Origin of the sequence: Bradyrhizobium glycinis, assembly GCF_016031655.1 — a bacterium.
Classification (GTDB): Bacteria; Pseudomonadota; Alphaproteobacteria; order Rhizobiales; family Xanthobacteraceae; genus Bradyrhizobium; species Bradyrhizobium glycinis.
The window spans coordinates 85,048-109,438 of sequence record NZ_JACCHQ010000012.1 but is presented as its reverse complement, the minus strand read 5'-3'; the positions used below and the strand labels follow the sequence as shown (position 1 = coordinate 109,438).

The window sequence follows — 24,391 nt, the reverse complement described above, 5'->3', positions numbered from 1 at the left end:
CACCGAGACCGACAATTGCTGCCATTTGACGCGATGGGCGCCCAACGCTGGCCTCAAAAAGCTACCCCTCCAAAATCGCGACCGCGCGCGTCCAGCCTGCCGAGGCTCGTTCGATCTTCACGGGGAAGCATGACACCTTGAAGCCGGTTGCCGGCAGCAATTCGAGATTGTGCAGCTTCTCGAGATGGCAATAGCCGATATGACGTCCGGCCTTGTGGCCTTCCCAGATCAGGCTGGCGTCTTTCGTCTCGGCATATTTCTTCGCGGTATGGACGAACGGCGCGTCCCAGCTCCAGCCGTCGGTGCCGGTCAGGCGCACACCGCGCTCGAGCAGGTACATGGTTGCTTCGTAGCCCATGCCGCAGCCCGAGGTGACGTAGTCCTGCCGGCCATATTTGACGCCGGCGCTGGTGTTGACCACGACGATCTCGAGCGGCTTCAGCTCATGGTCGATACGCTTGAGCTCGGCCTCGACGTCTTTGGCCGTTGCGACATAGCCGTCCGGAAAATGCCGGAAGTCGAGCTTCACGCCGGGCTGGAAGCACCACTCCAGCGGCACCTCGTCGATGGTCCAGGACCGCTCGCCGCGATTCATGGTGGGGTGAAAATGCCAGGGTGCATCGAGATGCGTGCCGTTGTGGGTCGAGAGGCTGACCTGCTCCACCGCCCAGCCCTGCCCATCCGGCAGATCCTCGGCCTTCAGTCCGTTGAAGAACTGCAGCATGGCCGGCAGGCCCTGCTGGTGATTGATGTACTGGATCGTCGGATGGTTGCCGGGCGGGTCGGCCGGCACGTCGTTCTGCAGGGGGACGGAAATGTCGATCAGCTTGGTCGTCATGGCGCTTCCTCGTTGATTGTTTCGTTGGCGGCAATCAGGCGTCTCTTCAGGCGTCTTGCCGCTCGACGCGGTTCTTCAAGATACCGATCTTCTCGACTTCGAGCTCGACTGTGTCGCCATGCTCGAGATACCAACCGAGCTCGAGGCCGCAGCCATTGCCGACCGTGCCGGAGCCGATGAATTCGCCGGGCATCAGCGTCTCGTCCTGGCTGACATGGGCGATGATCTCCTCGAAGGAGAACAGCATGCCCTCGCTCACGCCTTTGGAGCGGATCTCGCCATTGACCCGCGCTTCCATCTTCAGCTTGTAAGGATCGCCGATCTCGTCCGGCGTCACGATCCACGGCCCCATCACGTTGCCGCCGTCGAAGCTCTTGCCCTTGGCAGGGCCGAGCCGTCCCTCCATCTCGATGCGCTGGGCGTCGCGCGCGGAGAAATCGTTGAAGATGGTGTAGCCGAAGATGTGATCTTTGGCCTTCGCAGGCGTGATGTTGGCCCCTTTGTTCTTGGTGATGATGCCGAATTCGAGCTCGTAGTCCATCACCTTGCTGTAGCGCGGCCATTTCACCGTGGTGTTGGTGCCGCGGACGCTGAAACGGTTGGTGATGTAGAAAATCGGCTGCTTGCGATAGACCTCCGGCAGCTCGCCGAGCGGCTCGGCGTCGATCTGCGCCAGCTCCGCCATGTCGCCCCTGGCGCGGGCGGCGAGCTTCCGCTGCCCGCGCGGCGCCTGGAGGATGTGCAGGGCAAAGGACATGCCGTCGCGCATCTGTCTTGGCTCCGGCACCGGGGCGAGGATCTCGACGGTGCCGACCGCCGTCGACAGCGTCGCGTCCTTGCCGTGCTTGTCGAACAGCGCGCGGGCCTGATCGAGCGCGCGGGGACCTGCGTCGATCAGCGCCAGCATCGAGCCGAAGGCCGGGTTGGCCTCGCTGTCGCGCGCTGCTGCGGCGGCGAGGTCGAACACCTGACTGTCATTGTTATGGACGACCCCGATCTTCTCCTGACCGGCCGAACTGAATGTTGCGAGCTTCACCTTGGGTACCCCCCTTGCTATTGGTTGAAATATATGATCAGATAAAATATCGATAAACAAGAACGAAAAATACAAATTTGGGAGAGCGCGGTGAGGCGAACGCAGGTAGGAGCGGTGTTGGCGGGTCTCGTGGTTGGGTCGACTATTGCCTTGACCGCACCGGCGCTGGCGCAGGCGAAGATCAAGATCGGCTGCACCGCGACCTCCGACTGCGCCTCGGCCATGGTCGCCGTCGACGAAGGCATCTTCAAAAAGCACGGCCTGGACGTCGAGATGACGCCGATCGCGATCAACTCCAACATCCCGGCGGCAATCCTGTCGAACTCGATCCAGATTGGCGGGCCGACCTCGACCGTGTTCCTCCAGGCGGTCGACGGCGGGCTCGATCTCGTTGCGATTGCGGGCGCTACCGTGATGAGCCCGGTGAACCAGAACAGCATCGCCGCCTTCGTTCGCAACGGCATCACCATCAAGGAGCCGAAGGATTTCGCCGGCAAGAAAGTCGGCGCGCCCGGGCTCAATGCCTTCCTACATGTATTGTTCGTGAAGTGGCTCGTGGAGAAAGGCGTCGACTCCAAGAGCGTCAAGTTCGTCGAGGTCACCTTCCCGACCATGGCCGATATCATCAAGTCGGGCGGCGTCGACGCGGTGCTCACGGCCGAGCCGTTCGTGACCCGTATGCTCAATGCCGGCCTCGGCTCGGTCGGCGCCCGCTATGCGCTCGATCTTGCCCGAACCGATCCGATCATCTTCTATGCCGCATCGCGCGAGTGGGCGGAGAAGAATGCCGCGACTGTGAAGAAATTCCGCGAGGCCATTGCGGAAGCCGCCGTCATCGTCAACAGCGATCGCGAGAAGGCTTCCGCCTCGATCGCGAAGTTCACCAAACAGCCTCTCGACCTCGTCATGGCGACGCCGCCGAACCAGTCCGAGCCGAACCTCAGGGCAGAAAATCTCAGCTGGTGGATCGACGTGATGTCGTCGCAGAAGATGCTGCAATCGAAGCTCGACGCCACGAAACTGGTGCTCAACTAGAGGACATCGGCGATGCCTGCCCCCGAGCGCACCCTCGAACGCCCACAGGCCGAGGCCGGCACCTTGAGCGAGCGCGCCGCAAGCCTGATCGAGCAGGACATCCTGGCCGGACATCTCGCGCCGGGATCACGGCTCGGCATCGTCGATCTGGTGCAGCGCTACGAGATCGGCGCGACCCCCTTGCGCGAAGGCCTGTCGCGGCTGATGTCGCGCGGCCTGATCGTCGGCATCGGCCAGCGCGGCTTCCGTGTCGCCGAGGTCAGCCGCGAGGATCTTGCCGACATCACCTGCATGCGGACGGCGGTCGAGATAGAGGCCGTGAGGCTCGCGATCCTGCACGGCGATGCCGCCTGGGAGGCCGGCATCATCAGCACGCTGCATCAGATGCGGCGGCATATCGAGCGCACCGGCAATGAATTCCGCGAAGGCGCGGCCGATTTCGACCGGCTGCACAAGGGTTTTCATACCGCGCTGCTCGCCGCCTGCGGCTCGCAGCGCATGCTGGCTGCCCATTCCGACCTCTACGACCAGGCCTACCGCTATCGCCGCGTGATGATGGCAGCCATCGACAGCGGCGAAGGCTTCATCCGGACTCACCAGATGCTCGCCGACCACGTGCTCGCTCGCGATGTGGCCGCCGCGCAGAAGATGCTCGCAGCGCATCTGCACTCGACCATCGATTTCGTCTATCCATCGGCCAGCCGGGAGCAGTCATGAGCGTCGTTGCCAGACTCGACGAGGCGCGCGCCGCGCGGCGGCAAAAAACACTGATCGCGTTCAACGCCGCGACGCTGCGGCTCGGCGGCAAGACCATCATCGAGAATCTCGATCTTCAGGTGCGGCCGGGCGAATTCCTCTGCATCGTCGGCGCCTCCGGCTGCGGCAAGACCACGGCGCTGCGGCTCGCCGCGGGCCTCTATCGCCCGACGAGCGGCGCCGTGACCTTTGACGGCGAGCCGATCACCGAGCCGCGCCGCGAGGTCGCGATCGTGTTCCAGGATTACGGCAAGGCGCTGTTGCCTTGGCGGACCGCGGCCGGAAATATCTCGCTGGCACTGGAGGCCTCCCGTGTGCCGGTGCGCGAGCGCGGCGCGCGTATCGAAGCGCTACTGCGCAAGGTCGGATTGCCCGGCCATGCCGATAAATATCCGACCGAAATGTCGGGCGGCATGCAGCAGCGCCTGCAGATCGCGCGCTGCCTTGCGCAGGAGCCGTCGACGCTGCTGATGGACGAACCGTTCGGCGCGCTGGATGCGATGACGCGCCAGGGCTTGCAGGACGAGGTGCTGTCGCTGACGCAGGCGAGCCAGACCACCGTGGTCTTCGTGACCCACGATCTCGACGAGGCCATCTATCTCGGCGACCGCGTCATCGGCCTCTTGCCGCATCCGGGCCGGATCGGGATCGAGCTCGACGTCGACCTGCCGCGTCCGCGCGACCAGCTCGCCACCCGCGAGCATCCGGAATTCCTGCGGCTGCGCCGGCAATTGTTCGACTTCATCAAGGCGACCGAACATTGAGCCTCGACCGCACCAAGCCCTTGCTGCTGCCGCTGGCGCTGATGCTGGCGCTCGAGCTCTGGGCGCGCCTTACCCAACTGCAAAGCGACAGCCTGGCCCCGCCGAGCGCGATCTTCGCGGCGCTGGCCGCGGCGCTTGCCGATCTCTCTATACCGATCGCGACCCGGGACACGCTGTTCGCTACCTTTGCAGGCCTTGCCATTGGCAGCGCCATCGGGCTTGCGCTCGGCATCGCCTTGGGCGTTTCGCGTCCCCTCGACCGGCTGATGGAGGTGACGGTCGAGGCGATCCGCCCGATTCCCTCGATCGCGCTGCTGCCGATTGCGTTGATCGCGCTCGGCTTCGGCTACCGCATGGAGATCGTGATCGTGGCGTTCGCCTGCGTCTGGCCGATGCTGATCATGACGCGCAGCGCGGTGCGCAGCATCGAGCCGCGATTGATGGAAGTGTCGCGCGCCTTACGGCTGAGCGCGCCGCAACGGATCGCGAAGGTCGTGATCCCGGCCGCACTGCCGCGGATCTTTGTCGCCTTCCGCCTGTCGGCCGGGATCGCCCTGATCGTCGCGGTCACCGTCGAGATCGCCATCAACCCGATTGGCTTGGGTGCCGGCATTATGCTGGCGCAGCAGGCACTGCGCGCCGACCTGATGCTCGCCTATCTCGTCTGGATCGGCGCGATCGGCTACGCGCTGAACATGCTGTTGATCGTGGCCCAGCGCCGCCTGTTCGGCCGCGCCGCGCTCGCCGGAGACCATCCATGAAGCGAGCGGCGATCCTCTGGCGTGTCGCAAGCGTCCTCGTCGCGGCCGGCTTCATCGCGGCGTGGCAGCTCATCGCCAATCTGAAGCTGGTGTCGCCGGTGTTCCTGCCCGGTCCTGATAGAGCCTGGGCCGCTTTGGTGCGCGGCTTCTCCAGCGGCGATCTCGCGGGCAAGCTGATCGGCACGCTGGAGCATATGGCCTATGGCTGGTTCGCCGCCTCGATCGCCGGCATTGGGCTTGGCGCGCTGATCGGTTCGTCCAAGATGATGCGGGCCTATGTCGCGCCGTCGCTGGAATTCTTAAGGCCCCTGCCGGTCTCGGCGATCATCCCAGTCGCGATCGCGATGCTCGGGCTGACGCAAGGCATGGCGCTGTTCGTGATCGCCTTCGGCGCGATCTGGCCGATCATGCTCGCAACCATTCACGGCTTTGCCGCAGTCGAGCCGCGGCTGTATGAGGTCGCCCGCTCGCTGCAGATGTCGCGCGCCGCAATCATTGCCAAGATCGCCCTGCCCTCGGCATTGCCGGACATCCTCGCCGGCATGCGGCTCAGCCTGACTGTCGCGCTGATCCTCTCGGTGGTCTGCGAGATCCTGGCCGGCCTCGACGGCCTTGGTCACTGGGTCCTGCTCTCGGCACGCGCGTTCCGATCCGCCGACCTCTTTGCTGGGGTGATCCTGCTCGGCGCCACCGGATATGTCACCTCGATAGCGATGTCGCTGCTGGAGCAGCGACTGCTCGCGTGGCAAGCGGCGGCACGGTGAAGAGGCTCAATTTCCAATCAGAGGTCGAGCTGAAGATCAAGCTGGCCTGCCCGGACCTGACGTCGCCTCAGCATCCCCACCGCCATGAACACGAGTTCGGTCAGATCTTCGGAATTTTCGCTCGTTCCACCACCGCAGACCATTTGGCGATTTCGGACTCGATCAGTTGTTTCATTTCATCGGGCGTGCTTCCGCGGACTTCACCTCCAACGGCGGTCTCAAGACGCTGCCTCAGTTCCGGATCCTTCAGTACGTCGAGCGTGGCGGCATTGAGGGCGCCGACGACGGACGGTGGCGTTCCCTTGGGGGCAAGTAGTCCTGCCCAGGTGCGCACGTTGTATCCCTTGACGCCAGCTTCCTCGACGGTCGGCACATCCGGCAGCAGCGCGGTCCGCTTCGGCGACGTGACCGCCAGGCCGCGGATCGCACCGCTCTGGATCTGCGGCGCGAGCAGGACGGGCGTGCCGACGACGACAGGCACATCACCACCGAGCAGCGCGGTGAGCGATTGGGAATCGCCGCGATAAGGCACATGCATGATGTCGATGCCGGCCGTCGCATTGAGCAGCTCTCCGGCAAGATGATGCGTGCTGCCAAAGCCGACCGATCCGAAGCTCAACGTCCCGGGCTTCTCTTTGGCCATAGCAATGAGCTCGCCCAGCGATTTGGCCGGATGATCGCTACGCACCGCGATGACAAGCGCGTAATAGACCAGCGTCGAAATCATGTCGAAGCTCTCGGCCGGCTGATAGCTGAGACTCTTGTAGGTCGCCGCCGATATCGCGTGCGCGCCGGTGACAAGGCCGAGCGTGTAACCGTCGGGCGCTGCTTTTGCGACGGCGTCTGCCGCGATGTTGCCGCCGGCGCCGGGCTTCGCTTCGACGACAATCGGCTGCCCGAGCTTCTTCGAGAGCCCATCGGCGATCATGCGCGACAGCGTGTCGGCCGCGCCGCCCGCGACAAAGCCGTGTAGCAGACGGATCGGGCGCGACGGATAAGTGTCCGCCGACGCCGGACCCGTCGCGAGACAAGAGCCCAGCAGAAAAATGGCCGCAGCAAGCCGCTTGATCCGACCCATGGATGCTTCTCCCGTTTGGTTATTGTGTTGTTGGCCGCAATGTGTGCGGCGATCTTCAAGTCGTCGTTGAGCCGCTACCGCGCGAACTCCGTGCATTCAGGCGATGGCGGCATGCCCCAGACGTCGCGCGGCAGCCCGACCCAGACTTTTGGCCGCTGTGGGCGATCGCGATGCCACGGACGCGGCTCGAAATAGCCGAGCGCCTCGTCGGTCATGCGGTCGAGGTCGAAGAACAGCTCGACCAGGTGACCGTCGGGATTGCGGTGGTAGATCGCGGTGTTGTGCCCGGGACCATGACGCACCGGCCCCCAGAGCACGGGGACCTTGTGCCGCGCGAGATGGTCGCAGGCTTGATGCATGTGGTCGGGGCCCCGCAGCTCGAAGGCGAAGTGATGAAGATTGCGCACCGGCGCGCGGGCGAAATTCAGCGTGTGGTGCTCGAAGCCGCTACGCATGAAGACGAAGCGGTCCTCGATCCAGTCGGAGACCCGCAGGCCCATCGCATTGGCGTAGAACTCGGAAGCTGCTTGCGGATCGGGCGTGCGCAGCGCGACATGGCCGAGCTTGCTGACGGCGAGCCCTGCGATGCGCTCCTGCGCGGGCGTCGGCGTCCAGCCCTGGATCAATTCGAAGCGTGTCCCCTCGGGATCGCTGAACGACAGCAGGCGAGAGATGCCCGGCAACGGATCACTGTGAAGCTCGGGCCGCAAGTCAGCCTGCTTCAGCGCAGAGCCGAGCGCCTCGAACTGGATGTCAGGGGATATTTCGAAGGCGATGCTCTTCAGCGCGGCATTGCCGGGCTCGATTACCAGCGAGAGCTGCTCGGACTCATTGGCGAGAAACAGGCGGCCTCCGTCGCGAGCGACTAGGCCAAGACCGATCACGCCGCGGTAGTAGTCGAGCAGCCGTTCCGGATCCGGCGAGGTGAAGGTCGCGTGCCGCAGCCGGGTGAGGCGTGCAATGGGTGCTTGTGTCATCGTGCGGTCCAGCCCCTCATGGCGTCATGATGATCTTGCCGAGCGCGGAGCCTTGCTCCAGCAGCGTATGCGCTTTCCTGACCTCGTCGAGCCTCAAGACCGCCGAGATCGCCGGCTTGATCGCATTGCGACCCAGCGCCTCGATCACGCTGCGCATCAGGGCGCGACGACCGTCGCGATCATGGTCGTAGATGTGGAAGGAGAAGCAGCGCACCGCCGGACAGATATCGAGATGGTTGCGCATCGCCGTCATCAGGTTTTCTTCCGGCAGCCCCGCGAAGGCATTGTACGACAGCAGCGCGCCCCATTTGCCGAGCGCGCCGAGATAGGCGGTGAATTCGGGCCCGCAGACGTGATCGAGCACGAGGCCGACGCCCTCGCCCTTGGTCAGCTCGCGCGTCCGCGCCACCACATCCTCGCTGCGGTAGAAGATGATGTGATCGGCGCCGTTGGCCTTCGCGAAGGCGGCTTTCTGCTCGGTCGAGACCGTGCCGATCACGGTCATCCCGGCGAGCTTTGCCAGCTGCACCAGCGCGGTGCCGACGCCGCCGGCAGCGCCGATCACCAGCACGCTGCTAGGTGCGCGCGGATGGCGGCACTCGTGCAGCAGCGCGTAGGCCACCTGGTAGTTCGACAGGCACACGGCGGCTTGCAGATCGACATGGTCGGGCAGTGTATGCACAGCGTCTGCGGGCGCCACCACATAATCGGCGTAGCAGCCGCCGCGCTGGGACAGATCGCGTGCGCTCAGCAGCACCTTCTGGCCGACGGCAATGCCCTCGACATCAGGCCCGAGCGCGGAGATGCGGCCCGCAACGTCGTTGCCGGGATTGGCCGGCAGAGGCGGCATCCATTTGTACACGCCGCGCCGGATCAGCGCGTCGGGCTGCCCGACCCCGAACGCCTCAGCCCTGATCTGCACCTGGCCTGCGCCCGGCCCGGGCACGGGAACCTCGACCACCTCGAGTGCATCCGGCCCACCCGGCTGACGCACCAACACCGCCCTCATGTCTCCACGCTCCCCAGACCTCTTCAAAACGTTATTTTCGAAAATCATACCGTTTGCGAAAATTATTGCAAGATGGTCGTTGCCGCGGCATCTTGGGCCATCGATTCATTGGCAGGCCCATGCCCGACAGCGCCATTCGTCCCCGCAAGGAATTCGGCAAGACCATTGCCGCCGACATCACCCATCGGCTGCGCGAGGAGATCATCGCCTGCAGCCTGGCACCCGGCGAGCCGCTGCGTTTCGACGTGCTGCGGGAGCGCTTCGGCGCAAGCTTTACGACGCTGCGCGAGGCGCTGACGGCGCTTGCCGCCGAGGGCCTCGTCGACGCCCAGGAGCAGCGCGGGTTTCGCGTCGCGCCGGTCAGCCGCCAGGATCTGGTGGAGGTCACTGATGCCCGCGTGCTGATCGAGGTGGAATTGATCCGCCGCTCGATCGAGCGCGGCGATGACGACTGGGAAATCGCCGTGATCTCGACGCTGCACCGCCTGAAGCGGATCGAACAGCGCGATCCCGCGCATCCCCTGCGCGATCCCGAATGGAAGATCGCTCACCGCCAGTTCCACCAGGCGCTGGTCTCCGCCTGCGGCTCGGCAACGCTGCTCGCCATCCGCGCCGAGCTGTTTGACCGTGCCGAGCGCTACCGGCACCTCTCCGCCAATTTCCGCCCTCGCCCACGCGACAAGGCCGGCGAGCACCAGGCGATCATGCAGGCGGCGATCTCGCGTAATGCCGATCTCGCCGTGCAGCTCATCGAGGCGCATATCCGCTCGACCTTCGACAACGTGGCGACTTACGCCGGCCATCTGCTCGACGCCGAGTAGGCAGTACGGACATTTTCACGCCGCGGGCTTGCGTCGCGAGCAATTTTCGAAAATAATACGCCTCATCGAAAATTGAAACCCTTGGGGCGAAACCATGAAGCTGCTGTCGTTCTTGGACGGAAACCGGGAAAGCTGGGGTGTCGTCGTCGAAAATGGCGTCATCGATCTCGGCCGCGCCTTGCCCCAGTACCCGACGCTGGCAGACTTCCTCGGCAGCGACGACTACGCGCGCCGCGAGTCTATCGTCGCCGGGCACAAGCCGACGATAGCGCTGAGCGACGTCAAATATCTGCCGGTGATCCCGCGCCCGGAAAAGATCGTCTGCGCCGTGCGCAATTACCTCGACCACCACAACGAGGCGGTGGCCTTCGGCATGAAGCGCGAGATCACGGAGTTTCCGCCGATCTTCCTGCGGGTCTGGCGCTCCCAGGTCGGCCACAATGCCCCGGTGATCCGGCCGAAAGTGTCGGACAATTTCGACTGGGAAGGCGAGCTTGCGGTCATCATCGGCAAGGGCGGCCGTCACATCAGCCAGGCCGAGGCCTGGAGTCATGTGGCGGGCTACTCGATCTACAATGACGTCAGCGTGCGCGACTGGCAGCGCCATGCGCAGCAGATCGCTTCCGGCAAGAACTTCGTCGGCACCGGCCCCTTCGGACCGTGGCTCGTCACTCCCGATGAGATCGGCGACCCGACCAATCTCAAGCTGGAGACCCGCGTCAACGGAACGGTGATGCAGTCCTCCAACACCTCGATGCTGATCTTCTCGATCCCACGCCTGATCGAATATTGCTCGACCATTTTCGACCTCGTTCCGGGCGATGTGATCGTCACAGGTACACCCGCTGGCGTCGGCTTCACACGCAAGCCGCCGATCTTCCTCAAGCCCGGGGATATCGTGGAGGTTGAGATCGAGAACATCGGCGTGCTGAGCAATCCGGTCGAGGATGAGGCATAGGCCCGGCATGTCGTCATACGACATTCGCAAGACCGCACTCAGCGTCGAGACGATCTTGCACGAGCGCGGCCCCCGGCTGGAGAAGCCGCTGCTGGTGGGGACCGCGGTCGCAGTGATCCGCAATCCCTTCACCGGCCGCTATGAGCCTGACCTGATACCGTTCCAGGCGTCCTTGCGTGGGCTCGGCCGCGAGCTCGCGAGCCGACTGATCGCGCAACTCGGCGGCGCCGAGCGTATCGAAGCCTATGGCAAGGGCATCATCGTCGGCGAGGACGGCGAGCTCGAGCACGGCGCCGTCTGGCACGAAGCCGGCGGCCAGGGCATGCGCGAGGTGCTGGGACAGCCCAAAGCGATCGTGCCGGCGGCGAAGACCATTGGCGGCGCCGGCACGCGCCTGATGGTGCCGCTCGGCCATATCCACGCGGCCTACGTCCGCAGCCATTTCAGCACGGCTGAGATGACGATCTGGGATGCGCCCAGGCGTGACGAGATCGCGTTCGGCCTGGTGATGGCGACCGGCGGCAGACCTCATGCGCGGATCGGGGGCCTCGCCGTGTCGGATATCTCGGTGCACGATGGGCAGCGCTGAGGATTGACGGCGGATTCCGCCTCAGACATCACAAACCCTGGCAGTCATGACGCCCGCTGGTCTAACAAAGGCGCCGGTTCATTCCGGCGCCTTGTGCTTTGACTGAAGAGCCTTAAGCCAAACTGGGTCGCCGCGATCCCATCGACCTCGATCATCAAACCGGGCCAGCCTGGATTCTTCACGGCTATCACCTCTGAGAAGCGGCCCTCGGCCCATTCACTGTAATTGGAGCTCTGTTCTCGTAGCCGCCTCCGTGCTGGGCTGGGCCTACATCACGAGGCGGCCAATTCGGCCCCTACGCAAATCACACCATCGCGTTCCATGAGGTTGCGTCAGCGACTGCTCGCCTAGCAAACTGCGGCGCGGTAGCGCGGCGATCACACCGCCAAAACAAAAACGGCCCGCTTTGCGCGGGCCGTTTTTCGTCACGGATCCGGTCAATCCGAATTTGGTTGCGGGGATAGGATTTGAACCTATGACCTTCAGGTTATGAGCCTGACGAGCTACCGGGCTGCTCCACCCCGCGTTAAACCTTTGCGCGCCTTCGGTTAAATCCCGGGGACGGTCGGTTGAGGCCGGCGCTGGTCGCGCTGGCTTTCCGCTTCCGTCCCAAAGGCTTCCTTGGAAGGCGACCCCCGGGCAATGCCCGTCGGGTGCGGGCGGTATGTATCAAGGCGGGCTGCCTTTGGAAAGGGCTGCGGGAACGTTTTTTTCGACTTTGTGACAGGGGGATGGACGAATTTCCGCACCGTTCCGGGCGCTCTTGCCAGAAGTTCCACAAAGGGCCAGCTTGCGGCAACAAGATTAAGGCTGAACGCCGGGGGTCATTCCGGGGCGATGCGCAGCATCGAACCCGAAAATCCGTTTCGCAGCACGTCATGCGGCTGAATGGATTCCGGGCTCGCGCTTCGCGCGCCCCGGAATGACGGTAAATGGGGAAACATATTGACCGACACATTCGATTTCGTCGTCGTGGGCGCGGGCTCGGGCGGCTGCACCGTCGCGGGGCGGCTGTCGGAGGATGCGCCGACATCCGTTGCGCTGCTCGATGCGGGGGGACGGAACGACACCTGGCGGATCACGACGCCATTCGGGCTCGCGCTGCCCTATGCCGCGGCCAACTGGGCCTTCGATACGGTGCCGCAGAAAGGATTGAACGGCCGCATCGGCTATCAGCCGCGCGGCAAGGGCCTCGGCGGTTCTTCGGCGATCAACGCCATGGTCTACATCCGCGGCCATAAATGGGATTACGACCATTGGGCCGCGCTCGGCAATACCGGCTGGTCGTATGCGGACGTGCTGCCCTATTTCAAGCGGTCGGAGAACAACGCCGATTTCGACGGCGAATATCACGGCAAGGGCGGCCCGCTGCACGTCAACCGGCTGCGCTCGGACAATCCGATCCATGACGTCTTCCATCAGGCCGCGCGCGAGGCGCAGTTCCGCATCCGCGAGGACTTCAATGCCGAGGACCATGAAGGGCTCGGCAGCTACCAGGTGACCCAGCGCAACGGCGAGCGCTGGAGCGCGGCGCGCGCTTATGTGGCTCCCCATCTGGGCAAGCGCGCCAATCTGCGGGTCGAGACGGGAGCACGGGCAACGAAGATCCTGTTCGAAGGTGGGCGCGCGGTCGGCATCGAATATGTGCAGGGCAACCAGAAGAAGCAGCTGCGCGCCCGCCGTGAGGTGGTCCTCGCCGCCGGCGCCTTCCAGTCGCCTCAGCTGCTGATGCTGTCGGGACTAGGTGACGGCGATGCGCTTGCCGCGCACGGCATTGCCGTCGTGCATCACCTGCCCGGCGTCGGGCGCAATCTGCAGGACCATCCGGATTTCGTGTTCGTCTACGCCTCCGATTATCCGCACTTCGTTCACGCCTCGATCAGTCGGCTGCCATCCCTGCTGCGGGGTATCCAACGATATCGCCGCGAACGGCGCGGCGTGATGACCACCAATTTCGCCGAGTGCGGCGGCTTCCTGAAAACCCGGCCTGATCTCGACGTGCCGGACATCCAGCTCCACTTCGTCATCGCGATGCTCGACGACCACGGCCGCAAGAAGCACAAGGAGGCGGGCTTCTCATGCCATTTCTGCCTCCTCAGACCGAAGAGCCGCGGCAGCATTTGGCTGAAAAGCGCCGATCCGCTCGCAGCGCCGCTGATCGACCCGAACTTCCTGGGCGAGGCGGAGGATCTCGAGGCGATGGTCGCCGGCTTCAAGACGACGCGGCGGCTGATGGAGACACCTGCGATGCGGGCGCTACAGAAAAAGGACATGTTCACATCGGAGGTGAGAACCGATGACGACATCCGCGCCATTCTGCGCGCGCGCGTCGACACCGTCTATCACCCCGTCGGCACCTGCAAGATGGGCACCGACGCGATGGCCGTGGTCGATCCGGTGTTGAAGGTGCACGGCGTGGCAGGATTGCGCGTGGTCGATGCCTCGATCATGCCGACTCTGATCGGCGGCAACACCAATGCACCGACCATCATGATCGGGGAGAAGGCGGCGGATATGATCCGGGCGGAGATGCGATAACTCCCTCTCTTCCGTCATTGCGAGCGCAGCGAAGCAATCCAGGGTCTTTCCGCGGCGGGATTCTGGATTGCTTCGCTGCGCTCGCAATGACGGGGTGGCTAGAGCAGTGCGTGTCGGCTCAACTCAACAAGAACCCGCCATCCACGGTCACCACGCTCCCGGTCATGTAGCGCGACGCGTTGGAGGCCAGCAGCAGAATCGCGCCGTCGAGATCGGACTCGGCGCCGACGCGGCGTTGCGGGATGCGTTTGGCAAGGCGCTCGCCTGCCGGCGTCGACCAGAAGGCGTGGTTCATCTCCGTATCGATATAGCCGGGCGCGAGCGCGTTGATGCGGATGTTCTGGCCCGCGAGCTCAAGTGCCATCGCTCTCGTCGCCTGGATGATGCCGGCCTTGGAGATCGCGTAGGGCGAGAGCGCCTTCAAGACGCCGGTGCCGAGCACGGAGGCGATGTTGACGATGTTGCCCGGCTGCTTGCGCGCGATCATGCGGCGCGCCACTTCCGTCGCGAGGAAATAGGCGCCCTTGAGATTGGCGCCGATCACCGCGTCCCAATCGGCCTCGGTCTGCTCGGTCGCGAGCTTCTCGATGGCGATGCCGGCATTGTTGATCAGCACCGTGACGGGCCCGAGCGCGGCTTCGACGGCGTCGACAGCCTTGGCGATCGAGGCGGTGTCGGTGACGTCGAGCGCGACCGCAGTCGCGCGGCCACCCTTGCCGCGAATGTCGTCTTCCAGGCTCTTCAATTTGTCGGTCTGCCGCGCAGCGAGCGCGACGGCCGCACCATGCGCCGCCAGTACGCGAGCAAATTGCCGGCCCAGCCCCTGGCTCGCACCCGTGACGAGAATGGTTTCTTTACTGACGTCGAATAGGTCTGACATGACGCGTTCCTTGCGCGGTTCCCTTAAGCTTTGGAGCCACCAATACAGACGATTTTAGCGATCTGAAACCGGAATGATCAGCTCGGCGTTCATTCGTTCCGTCGAGGCAGGGTTGTGCGTATGAACAGTTTCGATCTCGCCATCTACGCCGCGCTGGCCGTCGCGGTCGGCTTGGGGTTCAGAACCGGGCTGCTGCGCAGCGCCATCACCATCCTCGCTTATCTGCTCGCCGCGCCGATCGCGGTGGCGCTGATGCCGCTGATCGCACCGCAGATCGCCAGCAATCCGAACTCGCCGCTGCTGCAGAACTGGATCTGGTTCTTCGCCATCTTCGTGGTCGTCGGCGTGTTGTTCGGCCATATCGGCCGTGTCGCGCTGAACGACACGATCGGTGAGGCCGGCATCGGCGACCGGCTCGGCGGCGCGGCGCTCGGCGCCGTCAGGGTCGGCCTCGTCGCCACCACCTTGGTGCTGGTGTTCGACCAGATCGTGCCGACGAACCGCGAGCCGCCCTTCCTCGCCGGCTCGCATCTGCGCCCGCTGTTCTCGACCGTGGGCCAGATGGGCTTCAAGTCGCTGCCGCCGGAAGCCGCCGCCGCAATCGACCGCCTCAAGCAGGAGCAGCGGATCTGATCTGGCGCATTTGCATCGCTGGCCGCGAGGCGCATGCATTTTGGTGCGGGCCGATCCCTTATCAGCGGCATCACACTTGGCTAAGGTAGCCCCCGTCCAAAACCTGCCTGACATTTACGGGAGTGAAAGAGTGGATCTTGGGATCAAAGGTCGCCGCGCCATCGTCTGCGCATCCAGCAAGGGCCTCGGACGCGCCTGCGCCGTCTCGCTGGCTGAGGCCGGCGTTCACGTCACGCTGACAGCGCGCGGCGCCGAAGCACTGAAGAAGACCGCCGATGAGATCCGCGAGGCCTATCCCGACGTGACGGTCACCGAGATCGTCGGCGACATCACGACGCCGGCGGGCCGCGAGGCGGTGCTGAAGGCCTGCCCCGAGCCTGACATCCTGATCAACAACGCCGGCGGCCCGCCGCCCGGCGATTTCCGCAATTGGACCCGCGACGACTGGATCAAGGCGATCGACGCCAACATGCTGACCCCGATCGAGCTGATCAAGGCGACGGTCGACGGCATGATGGCGCGCAAGTTCGGCCGCATTGTCAACATCACCTCGGCCGCGGTGAAGGCGCCGATCGACATCCTCGGCCTTTCCAACGGCGCCCGCGCCGGCCTCACGGGCTTCATCGCCGGCCTGTCGCGCAAGACTGTGATCAACAACGTCACCATCAATGGCCTGTTGCCGGGCCCGTTCGAGACCGATCGGCTCACCGGCACCGCGAAGGCCGAGGCCGACAAGCGTGGCGTCAGCCCTGAGCAAATCCTGGCCGAGCGCGCCAAGCAGAACCCCGCCGGCCGCTTCGGCCAGCCCGAGGAATTCGGCTATGCCTGCGCCTTCCTGTGCGGCGCCAAGGCCGGCTTCATCACCGGACAGAACATTCTGCTGGATGGCGGTGCTTTCCCGGGGACGCTGTAACGTATCTCACTCTCCCCGTCGTTACGGGGAGAGCGCTCTCCGCCTCACCGTCGCTTGGTCGGCTCGTCCTCATCCTGCTGGCTCGGAGCGGAGGAATCGGCGGTGGTGCGCTCATCGGTCCAGTCGATGCCGAATTCGTCGAGCCCGTTCGCGAGCAGATCCCCCAGCATGGGCTCGCCGAGCAGGTAGTGCACCGTTTCGCGGCGCGGGCTGCCATATTCACGGCGCGCCTCCGCCGCGCGGGCGCGCAGATCGTCCCAGTCATCGATCGTGCCGTCACCGCGGCCGAGCCAGGTCAGCGCGACGAGATCGAGCTGCTCGTCCTCGTTCAAGGCGATCATGAAGCTGCCGAGCTCTTGCACGACGGGATCAGAGCCATCGTCGTCGAGGACATCCATCATATCGTCGTCGGCCGCATTCGAGCCGGAATCCGGATCGGAATCGCCCTCCTTGACGTCGAATTCGCGCGCCTTCTCGATGATGAAGGCAACCTTCTCCGCGGAAATCGCAAGCTCTGGCATGGCGTCCTCTTCGGCTAACGTCCAGTTCCCCGCGATAACGCCACATCACCTCAGATGATCCATTGCGCTCGATGGCAGAAAATGTGCATGTTCCAGCACAAGAGCAAGAACACGGGGGAGGCGCCGGTGGAGTGGAAGGTCGGCAAGGTCAAGATCACGAGATTCGTCGAAATGGAGACGGTCGGCTCGACCCGCTTCATCCTGCCGGCAGCCACCAACGACGAGATCCAGAAGCTGCCTTGGCTGACCCCGCATTTCGCCACCGAAGAAGGCCGGCTGAAGATGTCGATCCATTCGCTGGTGGTGGAGACACCCTCGCGCCGCATCGTGGTCGATACCGGTCTCGGCAACGACAAGCAGGGCCGCGGCGTGCCCACCTGGAACAACCGCAGCTCGCCGTTCCTGGAGACGATGATTGCGGCCGGCTTTCCGCCCGAGAGCATCGACACCGTGCTGTGCACGCATCTCCACGTCGACCACGTCGGCTGGAATACGAAGCTGGTCGACGGCTCATGGGTGCCGACCTTTCCCAAGGCGCGCTACGTTTTCGGCATGACCGAATACGAATATTGGCGCGACCATTCGACCGAGCCGGACAAGCAGGCCGTGTTCGGCGATTCCGTCCAGCCGATCGTCGACGCCGGCAGGGCCGATCTGATCCCGAGCGACCACAGGCTCTGCGAGGAGATCAGCATGATTTCGACCCCGGGCCACAGCCCCGGCCACATGAGCGTCCTGATCCAGTCCGACGGCGAGCAGGGCCTGCTCACCGGCGACGTCGCCCACCACCCCTGCCAGATGGCGCATCTCGACTGGTCCTCCACCGCCGATTCCGACGGGGCGCAATCCGCCGCGACCAGGGCGGCGCTGTTCGGCCGCTTCGCCGACACGCCGACGCTGGTGATCGGCGGGCATTTTTCGGCCGGGCACATCAAGCGCGACGGCGACGCGTTCAGGTTTGAGGCGCTGGGGTGATCTCCGTTTTGAGCGGTTGAATTTCCCGCCGCCCTGTTCCAAGAAGCTATTCAACCGATCGGTCCAATCTCCAGGGAGAAACGAGAATGAAGCTTGTTCGTTATGGCGAGAAGGGGGCGGAAAAGCCTGGCCTGATCGACAGATCCGGCCAGTTGCGAGACCTGTCGGCGCATGTGAAGGACCTCACCGGCGAGGCCTATTCGCCTGAATCCCTGAAGAAGCTCGCGGCGCTCGATCCCGCCTCGCTGCCCGCCGTTTCCGGCAAGCCGCGGTTCGGCGCGCCCGTCACGGGCATCTCGAAATTCGTGGCGATCGGCCTCAACTATTCCGACCATGCCAAGGAGACCGGCGCCGAGATCCCGAGCGAGCCGATCATCTTCATGAAGGCCAACACCTCGCTGTCGGGGCCGAACGATCCGGTCGAGAAGCCGCGCGGCTCGACCAAGCTCGACTGGGAGGTCGAAATCGCCGCCATCATCGGCACCCGCGCGAAATACGTCTCGGAAGCCGACGCGCTGAACCACGTCGCCGGCTATTGCGTCTGCAACGACGTCTCCGAGCGCGCCTTCCAGATCGAGCGCCTGGGACAGTGGACCAAGGGCAAGTCGCACGACACGTTCGGTCCGCTCGGGCCGTGGCTCGCCACCAAGGACGAGATCAAGGACGTGCAGAACCTCTCGATGTGGCTCGACGTCAACGGCCAGCGCCGCCAGACCGGCTCGACCAAGACCATGATCTTCTCGATGGCCAAGTGCATTTCCTATGTCTCGCAGTTCATGACGCTGTTGCCCGGCGACGTCATCACCACGGGCACCCCGCCCGGCGTCGGCCTCGGCATGAAGCCGCCGACCTTCCTCAATGTCGGCGACGTCGTGACGCTCGGCATCGAGGGCCTCGGCGAGCAGCGCCAGGAGATCATCGCGGCGTAAGGCGCACCGTCATTGCGAGCGAGCGAAGCAATCCAGAATCCTGCCGCGGTGACACTCTGGATTGCTTCGTCGCTTCGCTCCTCGCAATGACGAACCAATTGATTCATTTGGGACACAACAATGAAGCTCACCTTTTCCCCCGCGTCGCCCTTTGCCCGCAAGGTGCGCATTGCCGCGATCGAGCTCGGGCTGATCGATAGAATCGAGCTCGTGCCCGCGAGCGTCGTGCCGGGCACGGCCAACGAGGACTACTCGAAGATCACGCCGCTGAAGAAGCTGCCGGTGCTGATCACCAACGACGGCGACGTGATCCTGGATTCCTACGTCATCGTCGAATATCTCAACGAGATCGCCGGCGGCAGCCTGATTCCGGATTACGGCCCGCGGCGCTGGAAAGCCAAGACCAATCACTCGCTGATCAACGGCATGCTCGATTCCATGCTGCTGTGCCGCTACGAGAAGATGGTGCGGCCGCAGGGCCTGCAATGGCAGGCCTGGTCGGACGACCATTGGAACAGAGCCTGGACCGGCATGGCGCGCTTCGAGAACATGCCTGACGTGCTGAACGGCCCGTTCGACATCTCGCAGATCGGCCTCGTTTGCGTGCTCGGCTATGCCGACTTCCGCTTCGCCGATTGCGGCTGGCGCAAGGCCTATCCGAAATGCGACGCCTTCTACCAGAAGATGCTGGAGCGGCCCTCGGTGAAGATCTCGGTGCCGCCGCCCGCGTAAATTTCGGGAGTCCTCATGAGCCTCAAGTTCTCGGTCGGCGATCTCACCATCCATCGGATCATCGAGCAGGAGACCTCGTTCGTCCCGGCGCTGGAGATGCTGCCGGGACTGACGGCCGAAGTGCTGGCCGAGAACCGCGCCTGGATGCGCGAGGCGAAGGCGCTGGACGAGCAGGACGTGCTGCTGCTGTGCTTCCAGTCCTACGTGGTGAAGACGCCGCACCACACCATCCTGGTCGACAGCTGCATCGGCAACGACAAGCCGCGGCCGCAGCGGCCGAAATGGAACATGAAGACCGACGACACCTATTTGCGCGGCCTCGGCGCCGCGGGGTTTTCGGTCGACGACATCGATTTCGTGATGTGCACGCATCTGCATGTCGACCACGTCGGCTGGAACACGCGGCTGGAGAACGGCCGCTGGGTGCCGACCTTTCCCAAGGCGCGTTACATCTTTGCCAAGCAGGAATTCGATCATTGGTCCGCGCAGAACGCGAAGGCGGAGATCCCGCCCTTCGTCGACAGCGTGCTGCCGGTGGTCGAGGCTAACAGGCACGAGCTCGTCGGCAACGACCACGAAATCGGCGACCACGTCCGCATTCTGCCGACACCGGGCCACACGCCGGGCCATATCGCCATCACGATGGGCCGCGGCAAGGACGATGCGGTGTTCTCGGGCGATCTCATGCACTCGCCGCTGCAGACGCTCTATCCGGAGCTGTCGATCAAGTTCGACGTCGATCCGGCCGCAGCCGCGAAGACGCGCCGCAGCTTCCTGGAACGCTATTGCGACACCGACACGCTGTGCTGCACGGCGCATTTTCCCTCGCCGTCGGTCGGTAAGATCAGGCGCAAGGGCAGTGCGTTCGAATGTGTGGCGGTTAGCGAGATGTCGTAGGGTGGGTTAGCTCCGCGGCTGCGCAAAGCGCAGTCGCTGAGCGTAACCCACCTCTTCAGGATCTGCAGAAACAGAAGCGGTGGGTTACGCCTTCGGCTAACCCACCCTACGATTCCACTGCCCGTGTTGAGAGATCACCCCACCCCGCTCGCGCTTCGCGCGATCGACCCTCCCCCTCCAGGGGAGGGTAAGAGACCCCTACGACGGAGGAATTGATGACCGCACTCCCCGACATTCCCCTGCCCGCCGGCATCCGCTCGCGCACCATCGACGGCGTCAACGGCTTGCGGATGCATGTGCTGGAGGCCGGTTTCGAGACCAAGGGACGGCCCTGCATCCTCTTGCTGCACGGCTTTCCCGAACTCGCCTTCTCCTGGCGCAAGGTGATGCCGGCGCTTGGCGCGGCCGGCTACCACGTGATCGCACCGGACCAGCGTGGCTACGGGCGCACCACGGGATGGAGCGCGGACTATGACGGCCCTCTCGCGCCGTTCTCGCTGTTCAATCTCGTGCGCGATGCGCTCGGCCTGGTGTCGGCGTTCGGCTACAGGCAGGTCGATGTGGTCGGGCACGATTTCGGCAGCCCGGTCGCAGCCTGGTGCGCCTTGATCCGGCCCGACGTGTTTCGTTCGGTGACGATGATGAGCGCGCCGTTCGGCGGTCCGCCGGCGCTGCCGTTCGGCACTGTCGACAATCCGGCAAAGCCCGCGGTGGAAGACCCCGTGCATCGCGAGCTCGCCGCGCTGCCGCGGCCACGCAAGCACTATCAATGGTACTATTCGACACGGGAAGCCAATGCCCACATGCAGCAGGCACCACAGGGCGTGCATGATTTCCTGCGCGCCTATTATCATCACAAGAGCGCGGACTGGACCGACAACAAGCCCTATCCGCTGCAGGCATGGTCGGCGCAGGAGCTGGCGAAGCTGCCGACCTATTACGTGATGGACTTGCACGAGACCATGGCCGAGACGGTCGCGAAGGAAATGCCCTCGCCGGCCGCGATTGCCGCCAATCAATGGCTGCCAGACCGCGAGCTCGCCTACTACAGCGCCGAATATGGCCGCACCGGATTTCAGGGCGGGCTGCAATGGTATCGCTGCGGCACGTCGGGGGCCTTCAACAGCGAGCTGCAATTGTTTGCCGGCCGCAGCATCGACGTGCCTTCCTGCTTCATTTCGGGCAAGCAGGATTGGGGCACTTATCAGCGGCCGGGCGTATTCGAGACGATGCAGCGCAGCGCGTGCACGAAGATGCTCGGCTGCCATCTCGTCGACGGCGCCGGCCATTGGGTGCAGCAGGAGCAGCCGGGAGAGGTAAGTCGGTTGCTGCTCAACTTCCTGGCAAAGGCGCGCACAGCTTGATTTGACCCGGAACCCGCAGCCTCCTATAGTTTAGAACCGTTCTAAATTTTGGAAGCCAGGGCTGCTGTGAAGAATTTTGCCGATCTGACCGAGCGCGAGGTGCTGGCGGTCGCGATCTCCTCCGAGGAGGAGGACAGCCGTATCTACATGACTTTCGCCGAGGACCTGAAGGAACGCTATCCCGACTCGGCCAAGCTGTTCGAGCAGATGGCCGAGGAGGAGCGCGGCCATCGTCACATGCTGCTCGAAATGTACGAGCAGCGCTTCGGGCAGCATCTGCCGCCGATCCGCCGCGAGGACGTCAAGGGCTTCCTGCGCCGCCGCCCGATCTGGCTGACCAAGAACCTGCCGCTCGATACGATCCGCCGGGAAGTCGAGACCATGGAGCTCGAGGCCGAGCGCTTCTACGCCAAAGCCGCCGAGCAGGCCGAGGACGTCAACGTGCGCCGGCTGCTCGGCGATCTCGCCGAGGCCGAGAAGAGCCACGAGCACACCGCAGCCCGATTGACCGACGAGATCCTGAAGCCCGACGTGCGCGCCGAGGAAGACCGCACCCGGCGCCGCATGTTCGTGCTGCAATATGTGCAGCCGGGTCTCGCCGGCCTGATGGACGGCTCGGTCTCGACGCTGGCACCGCTGTTCGCGGCCGCCTTCGCCACGCACCAGAACTGGCAGACATTCCTGGTCGGCCTCGCCGCCTCGATCGGCGCCGGCATCAGCATGGGGTTTGCGGAAGCTTTGTCCGACGACGGTTCGCTGACCGGGCGCGGCTCGCCCTGGCTGCGCGGCGTCACTTGCGGCGCGATGACGACGCTCGGCGGGCTCGGCCACACCGCGCCTTATCTGGTGCCCGATAGCTGGGCCAACGCATTCTGGATCGCGACGGTGATCGCCTGCGTCGTCGTGTTCTTCGAATTGTGGGCGATCGCCTTCATCCGCTCGCGCTACATGGACACGCCGTTCCTCCAGGCCGTGTTCCAGATCGTGCTCGGCGGCGCCATTGTGCTGGCGGTGGGGATCGTGATCGGGGCGGCGTAGACGTTCCGTCCCGCCAGAATATCAATCGCGATCAAACAGCCGTTGCAGCATTCGGCCAAACTGCGCATCATTCTTCGACAACAAGAACAGGAGAAGCGACGTGGCAAGGTCGGAATGGAGTTTCAAGAGCGCAGTGGAGCTGTCCGCCGCATTGACCGCGAAGAAGGTCTCCGCAGTCGAGCTCACGCAGGATGCGATCGACCGCATCGAGCGGCACGACGGCAAGGTCAACGCGATCTGCGTGCGCGATTTCGACCGCGCGCTTCAAGCAGCGCGCGATGCGGACGCCGCTTTGGCACGCGGCGAGCGCAAGCCCTTGCTTGGCCTGCCGGTCACGGTGAAGGAATCCTACAACGTCGCCGGCCTGCCGACGACCTGGGGCTGGCTCCCGCAGAAAGATTTCAAGCCGGCGGAGGATGCGCTCTCGATCAGCCGAGTCAAGAACGCCGGCGGCGTCATTCTCGGGAAGACCAACGTTCCGGTGGGGCTGGGTGACTGGCAGAGCTACAACGACATCTACGGCACGACGAACAATCCGTACGACCTAGGCCGCACACCCGGCGGCTCGTCGGGCGGCTCCTCGGCAGCGCTCGCGGCCGGCTACGGCCCGTTGTCTCTCGGATCCGACATTGGCGGTTCGCTGCGCGTGCCGGCGTTCCATTGCGGGGTCTACGCGCACAAGCCGACCTACAATCTATGTCCGACCCGCGGCCATACGCCGCCACCATTCCCTGCGATCCCGATGGAGCGCGACATGGCGGTGATCGGACCGATGGCCCGCAGTGCCGCAGATCTGACCCTGCTGCTGGACGTGCTGGCCGGCCCCGATCCGCTGGACCTCGGCGTCGGATACAAGCTCGCGCTGCCCGACGCACGCCACGTCAGGCTGAAGGATTTCCGCCTGCTGGTGATCGACAGCCATCCGTTGCTGCCGGCCAATGCCGAGATTCGCGGCGCGATCGAGAAGCTGGCCGGGCAACTGACGAGCCTCGGCGCGAGCGTCATGCGCGAAAGCCCGCTGTTTCCGGACTTCCGCGAGGGCTCGCGTCTCTACATGCGCATGCTGATGAGCTTTCTCGGCGCGTTCTTTCCGCCCGACATTCTCTCCGGTGCCCGTGCCGGCGCAGCGCAGCTCTCGCCCGACGACACGAGCCTCGCCGCGGAGCGGCTGCGCGGCATGACCAGCACCCATCAGGCCTGGGTGTTCGACGAGGGCGCGCGCGCCGGGCTGCGCGCGCAATGGCGGCAATTGTTCAGGACGTTCGATGCGGTGATCTGCCCGATCATGCCGACCCCGGCCTATCCGCATGATCATTCGCCGGAACAGGAAAAGCGGCGGATCAACATCGACGGCAAAGACCATGTCTATCCGGACCAACTCGCCTGGCCCGGCATCGCAACGCTTCCGGGTTTGCCGGCCACGGCGATCCCGCTCGGCCTGTCGAAGGACGGCCTGCCGGTCGGCGTTCAGATCGTCGGTCCCTTCCTCGAAGACAGGACGCCGCTCAAGCTCGCCGAGCTGATCGAGCGCGAGTTCGGCGGCTTCGTGCCGCCGAAGATGTTCGATAACTAGCGGTCCTTCGTC

25 protein-coding genes and 1 tRNA gene are annotated in these 24,391 nt (G+C 64.5%); 18 read left to right on the top strand and 8 right to left on the bottom strand.

The genetic code is table 11. The features are described from left to right. Positions 1-61 precede the first annotated feature (61 nt). Positions 62-838, bottom strand: a complete 777-nt coding sequence (locus HZZ16_RS18875) for a cyclase family protein (protein WP_197950447.1) — start codon at positions 836-838, stop codon at positions 62-64. A gap of 46 nt (positions 839-884) precedes the next feature. Next, a complete protein-coding gene (locus HZZ16_RS18870; RefSeq protein ID WP_197950445.1) occupies positions 885-1,874 on the bottom strand; it encodes a fumarylacetoacetate hydrolase family protein in 990 nt (329 codons plus the stop codon). 150 nt (positions 1,875-2,024) lie between these two features. Here HZZ16_RS18870 and HZZ16_RS18865 point away from each other — a divergent pair, with 150 nt between their 5' ends. The 5 genes from HZZ16_RS18865 to HZZ16_RS18845 are packed head-to-tail and all read left to right on the top strand — an operon-like array spanning position 2,025 to position 5,954. Continuing rightward, positions 2,025-2,909 carry an ABC transporter substrate-binding protein gene (locus tag HZZ16_RS18865; protein ID WP_246510205.1) on the top strand — a complete coding sequence of 295 codons (885 nt, stop codon included), beginning with the start codon at positions 2,025-2,027 and terminating at the stop codon, positions 2,907-2,909. A 12-nt stretch (positions 2,910-2,921) separates the two neighbouring features. Beyond that, entirely contained in the window at positions 2,922-3,626 is a 705-nt protein-coding gene (locus tag HZZ16_RS18860; protein WP_197950441.1) for a GntR family transcriptional regulator, read from the top strand. Next, entirely contained in the window at positions 3,623-4,429 is an 807-nt protein-coding gene (locus HZZ16_RS18855) for an ABC transporter ATP-binding protein (protein ID WP_197950439.1), read from the top strand. Before HZZ16_RS18860 ends, HZZ16_RS18855 begins: the two co-directional genes overlap by 4 nt. Further along, on the top strand, positions 4,426-5,190 hold the full coding sequence (locus HZZ16_RS18850; RefSeq protein WP_197950437.1) for an ABC transporter permease: 765 nt from the start codon (positions 4,426-4,428) through the stop codon (positions 5,188-5,190). The genes HZZ16_RS18855 and HZZ16_RS18850 overlap by 4 nt, the downstream gene beginning before the upstream one ends. Beyond that, on the top strand, positions 5,187-5,954 hold the full coding sequence (locus HZZ16_RS18845) for an ABC transporter permease (protein WP_197950435.1): 768 nt from the start codon (positions 5,187-5,189) through the stop codon (positions 5,952-5,954). Before HZZ16_RS18850 ends, HZZ16_RS18845 begins: the two co-directional genes overlap by 4 nt. Before the next feature lie 100 nt (positions 5,955-6,054). Here the strand turns inward: HZZ16_RS18845 and HZZ16_RS18840 are convergent, their stop codons facing one another. From HZZ16_RS18840 to HZZ16_RS18830, 3 genes are all read right to left on the bottom strand, one after another. Continuing rightward, positions 6,055-7,032, bottom strand: a complete 978-nt coding sequence (locus HZZ16_RS18840; protein ID WP_197950615.1) for a tripartite tricarboxylate transporter substrate binding protein — start codon at positions 7,030-7,032, stop codon at positions 6,055-6,057. 74 nt (positions 7,033-7,106) lie between these two features. Beyond that, on the bottom strand, positions 7,107-8,009 hold the full coding sequence (locus HZZ16_RS18835) for a VOC family protein (protein ID WP_197950433.1): 903 nt from the start codon (positions 8,007-8,009) through the stop codon (positions 7,107-7,109). 16 nt (positions 8,010-8,025) lie between these two features. Continuing rightward, the gene (locus tag HZZ16_RS18830) at positions 8,026-9,018 is read right to left on the bottom strand and encodes a zinc-dependent alcohol dehydrogenase family protein (RefSeq protein WP_197950431.1); all 993 of its coding nucleotides are present in this window, start codon (positions 9,016-9,018) and stop codon (positions 8,026-8,028) included. Between the two features lie 119 nt (positions 9,019-9,137). Here HZZ16_RS18830 and HZZ16_RS18825 point away from each other — a divergent pair, with 119 nt between their 5' ends. The 3 genes from HZZ16_RS18825 to HZZ16_RS18815 all read left to right on the top strand — a co-directional run bounded on the left by HZZ16_RS18825 (position 9,138) and on the right by HZZ16_RS18815 (position 11,386). Next, positions 9,138-9,839: an FCD domain-containing protein gene (locus HZZ16_RS18825; protein ID WP_197950429.1), complete on the top strand. Its 702-nt coding sequence runs from the start codon at positions 9,138-9,140 to the stop codon at positions 9,837-9,839. Positions 9,840-9,933: 94 nt separating this feature from the next. Continuing rightward, on the top strand, positions 9,934-10,797 hold the full coding sequence (locus HZZ16_RS18820; RefSeq protein ID WP_197950427.1) for a fumarylacetoacetate hydrolase family protein: 864 nt from the start codon (positions 9,934-9,936) through the stop codon (positions 10,795-10,797). A 7-nt stretch (positions 10,798-10,804) separates the two neighbouring features. Beyond that, entirely contained in the window at positions 10,805-11,386 is a 582-nt protein-coding gene (locus tag HZZ16_RS18815) for an amino acid synthesis family protein (RefSeq protein WP_197950424.1), read from the top strand. A 449-nt stretch (positions 11,387-11,835) separates the two neighbouring features. Here HZZ16_RS18815 and HZZ16_RS18810 read toward each other — a convergent pair. Further along, positions 11,836-11,912 (bottom strand) — tRNA-Met (locus HZZ16_RS18810). A 419-nt stretch (positions 11,913-12,331) separates the two neighbouring features. Here HZZ16_RS18810 and HZZ16_RS18805 point away from each other — a divergent pair. After that, positions 12,332-13,924 carry a GMC family oxidoreductase gene (locus HZZ16_RS18805; RefSeq protein ID WP_197950421.1) on the top strand — a complete coding sequence of 531 codons (1,593 nt, stop codon included), beginning with the start codon at positions 12,332-12,334 and terminating at the stop codon, positions 13,922-13,924. 118 nt (positions 13,925-14,042) lie between these two features. Here HZZ16_RS18805 and HZZ16_RS18800 read toward each other — a convergent pair whose 3' ends face one another. After that, the gene (locus tag HZZ16_RS18800) at positions 14,043-14,804 is read right to left on the bottom strand and encodes an SDR family oxidoreductase (RefSeq protein ID WP_197950418.1); all 762 of its coding nucleotides are present in this window, start codon (positions 14,802-14,804) and stop codon (positions 14,043-14,045) included. Positions 14,805-14,924: 120 nt separating this feature from the next. Here HZZ16_RS18800 and HZZ16_RS18795 point away from each other — a divergent pair, with 120 nt between their 5' ends. Together HZZ16_RS18795 and HZZ16_RS18790 are read left to right on the top strand one after the other, a co-directional pair. Next, positions 14,925-15,437, top strand: a complete 513-nt coding sequence (locus HZZ16_RS18795) for a CvpA family protein (protein ID WP_197950415.1) — start codon at positions 14,925-14,927, stop codon at positions 15,435-15,437. Positions 15,438-15,567: 130 nt separating this feature from the next. Further along, positions 15,568-16,350, top strand: a complete 783-nt coding sequence (locus HZZ16_RS18790) for an SDR family oxidoreductase (RefSeq protein WP_197950413.1) — start codon at positions 15,568-15,570, stop codon at positions 16,348-16,350. 44 nt (positions 16,351-16,394) lie between these two features. Here HZZ16_RS18790 and HZZ16_RS18785 read toward each other — a convergent pair whose 3' ends face one another. Continuing rightward, entirely contained in the window at positions 16,395-16,871 is a 477-nt protein-coding gene (locus tag HZZ16_RS18785) for a DUF3775 domain-containing protein (protein ID WP_197950410.1), read from the bottom strand. Positions 16,872-16,958: 87 nt separating this feature from the next. On the opposite strand from HZZ16_RS18785, the gene HZZ16_RS18780 reads away from it, so the two are divergent. From HZZ16_RS18780 to HZZ16_RS18750, 7 genes are all read left to right on the top strand, one after another. Continuing rightward, on the top strand, positions 16,959-17,846 hold the full coding sequence (locus HZZ16_RS18780; RefSeq protein ID WP_210342520.1) for an MBL fold metallo-hydrolase: 888 nt from the start codon (positions 16,959-16,961) through the stop codon (positions 17,844-17,846). Between the two features lie 86 nt (positions 17,847-17,932). Further along, complete coding sequence (locus HZZ16_RS18775; protein WP_197950407.1) at positions 17,933-18,775, top strand: fumarylacetoacetate hydrolase family protein; 843 nt, start codon at positions 17,933-17,935, stop codon at positions 18,773-18,775. Positions 18,776-18,895: 120 nt separating this feature from the next. Further along, the gene (locus tag HZZ16_RS18770) at positions 18,896-19,507 is read left to right on the top strand and encodes a glutathione S-transferase family protein (RefSeq protein ID WP_197950404.1); all 612 of its coding nucleotides are present in this window, start codon (positions 18,896-18,898) and stop codon (positions 19,505-19,507) included. 15 nt (positions 19,508-19,522) lie between these two features. Beyond that, positions 19,523-20,404, top strand: a complete 882-nt coding sequence (locus HZZ16_RS18765; protein ID WP_197950401.1) for an MBL fold metallo-hydrolase — start codon at positions 19,523-19,525, stop codon at positions 20,402-20,404. A 215-nt stretch (positions 20,405-20,619) separates the two neighbouring features. After that, positions 20,620-21,768, top strand: a complete 1,149-nt coding sequence (locus HZZ16_RS18760) for an alpha/beta hydrolase (protein WP_197950399.1) — start codon at positions 20,620-20,622, stop codon at positions 21,766-21,768. Between the two features lie 66 nt (positions 21,769-21,834). Then, the gene (mbfA, locus tag HZZ16_RS18755) at positions 21,835-22,806 is read left to right on the top strand and encodes an iron exporter MbfA (protein WP_197950396.1); all 972 of its coding nucleotides are present in this window, start codon (positions 21,835-21,837) and stop codon (positions 22,804-22,806) included. 100 nt (positions 22,807-22,906) lie between these two features. Continuing rightward, entirely contained in the window at positions 22,907-24,379 is a 1,473-nt protein-coding gene (locus HZZ16_RS18750) for an amidase (RefSeq protein ID WP_197950393.1), read from the top strand. Positions 24,380-24,391: the final 12 nt, after the last annotated feature.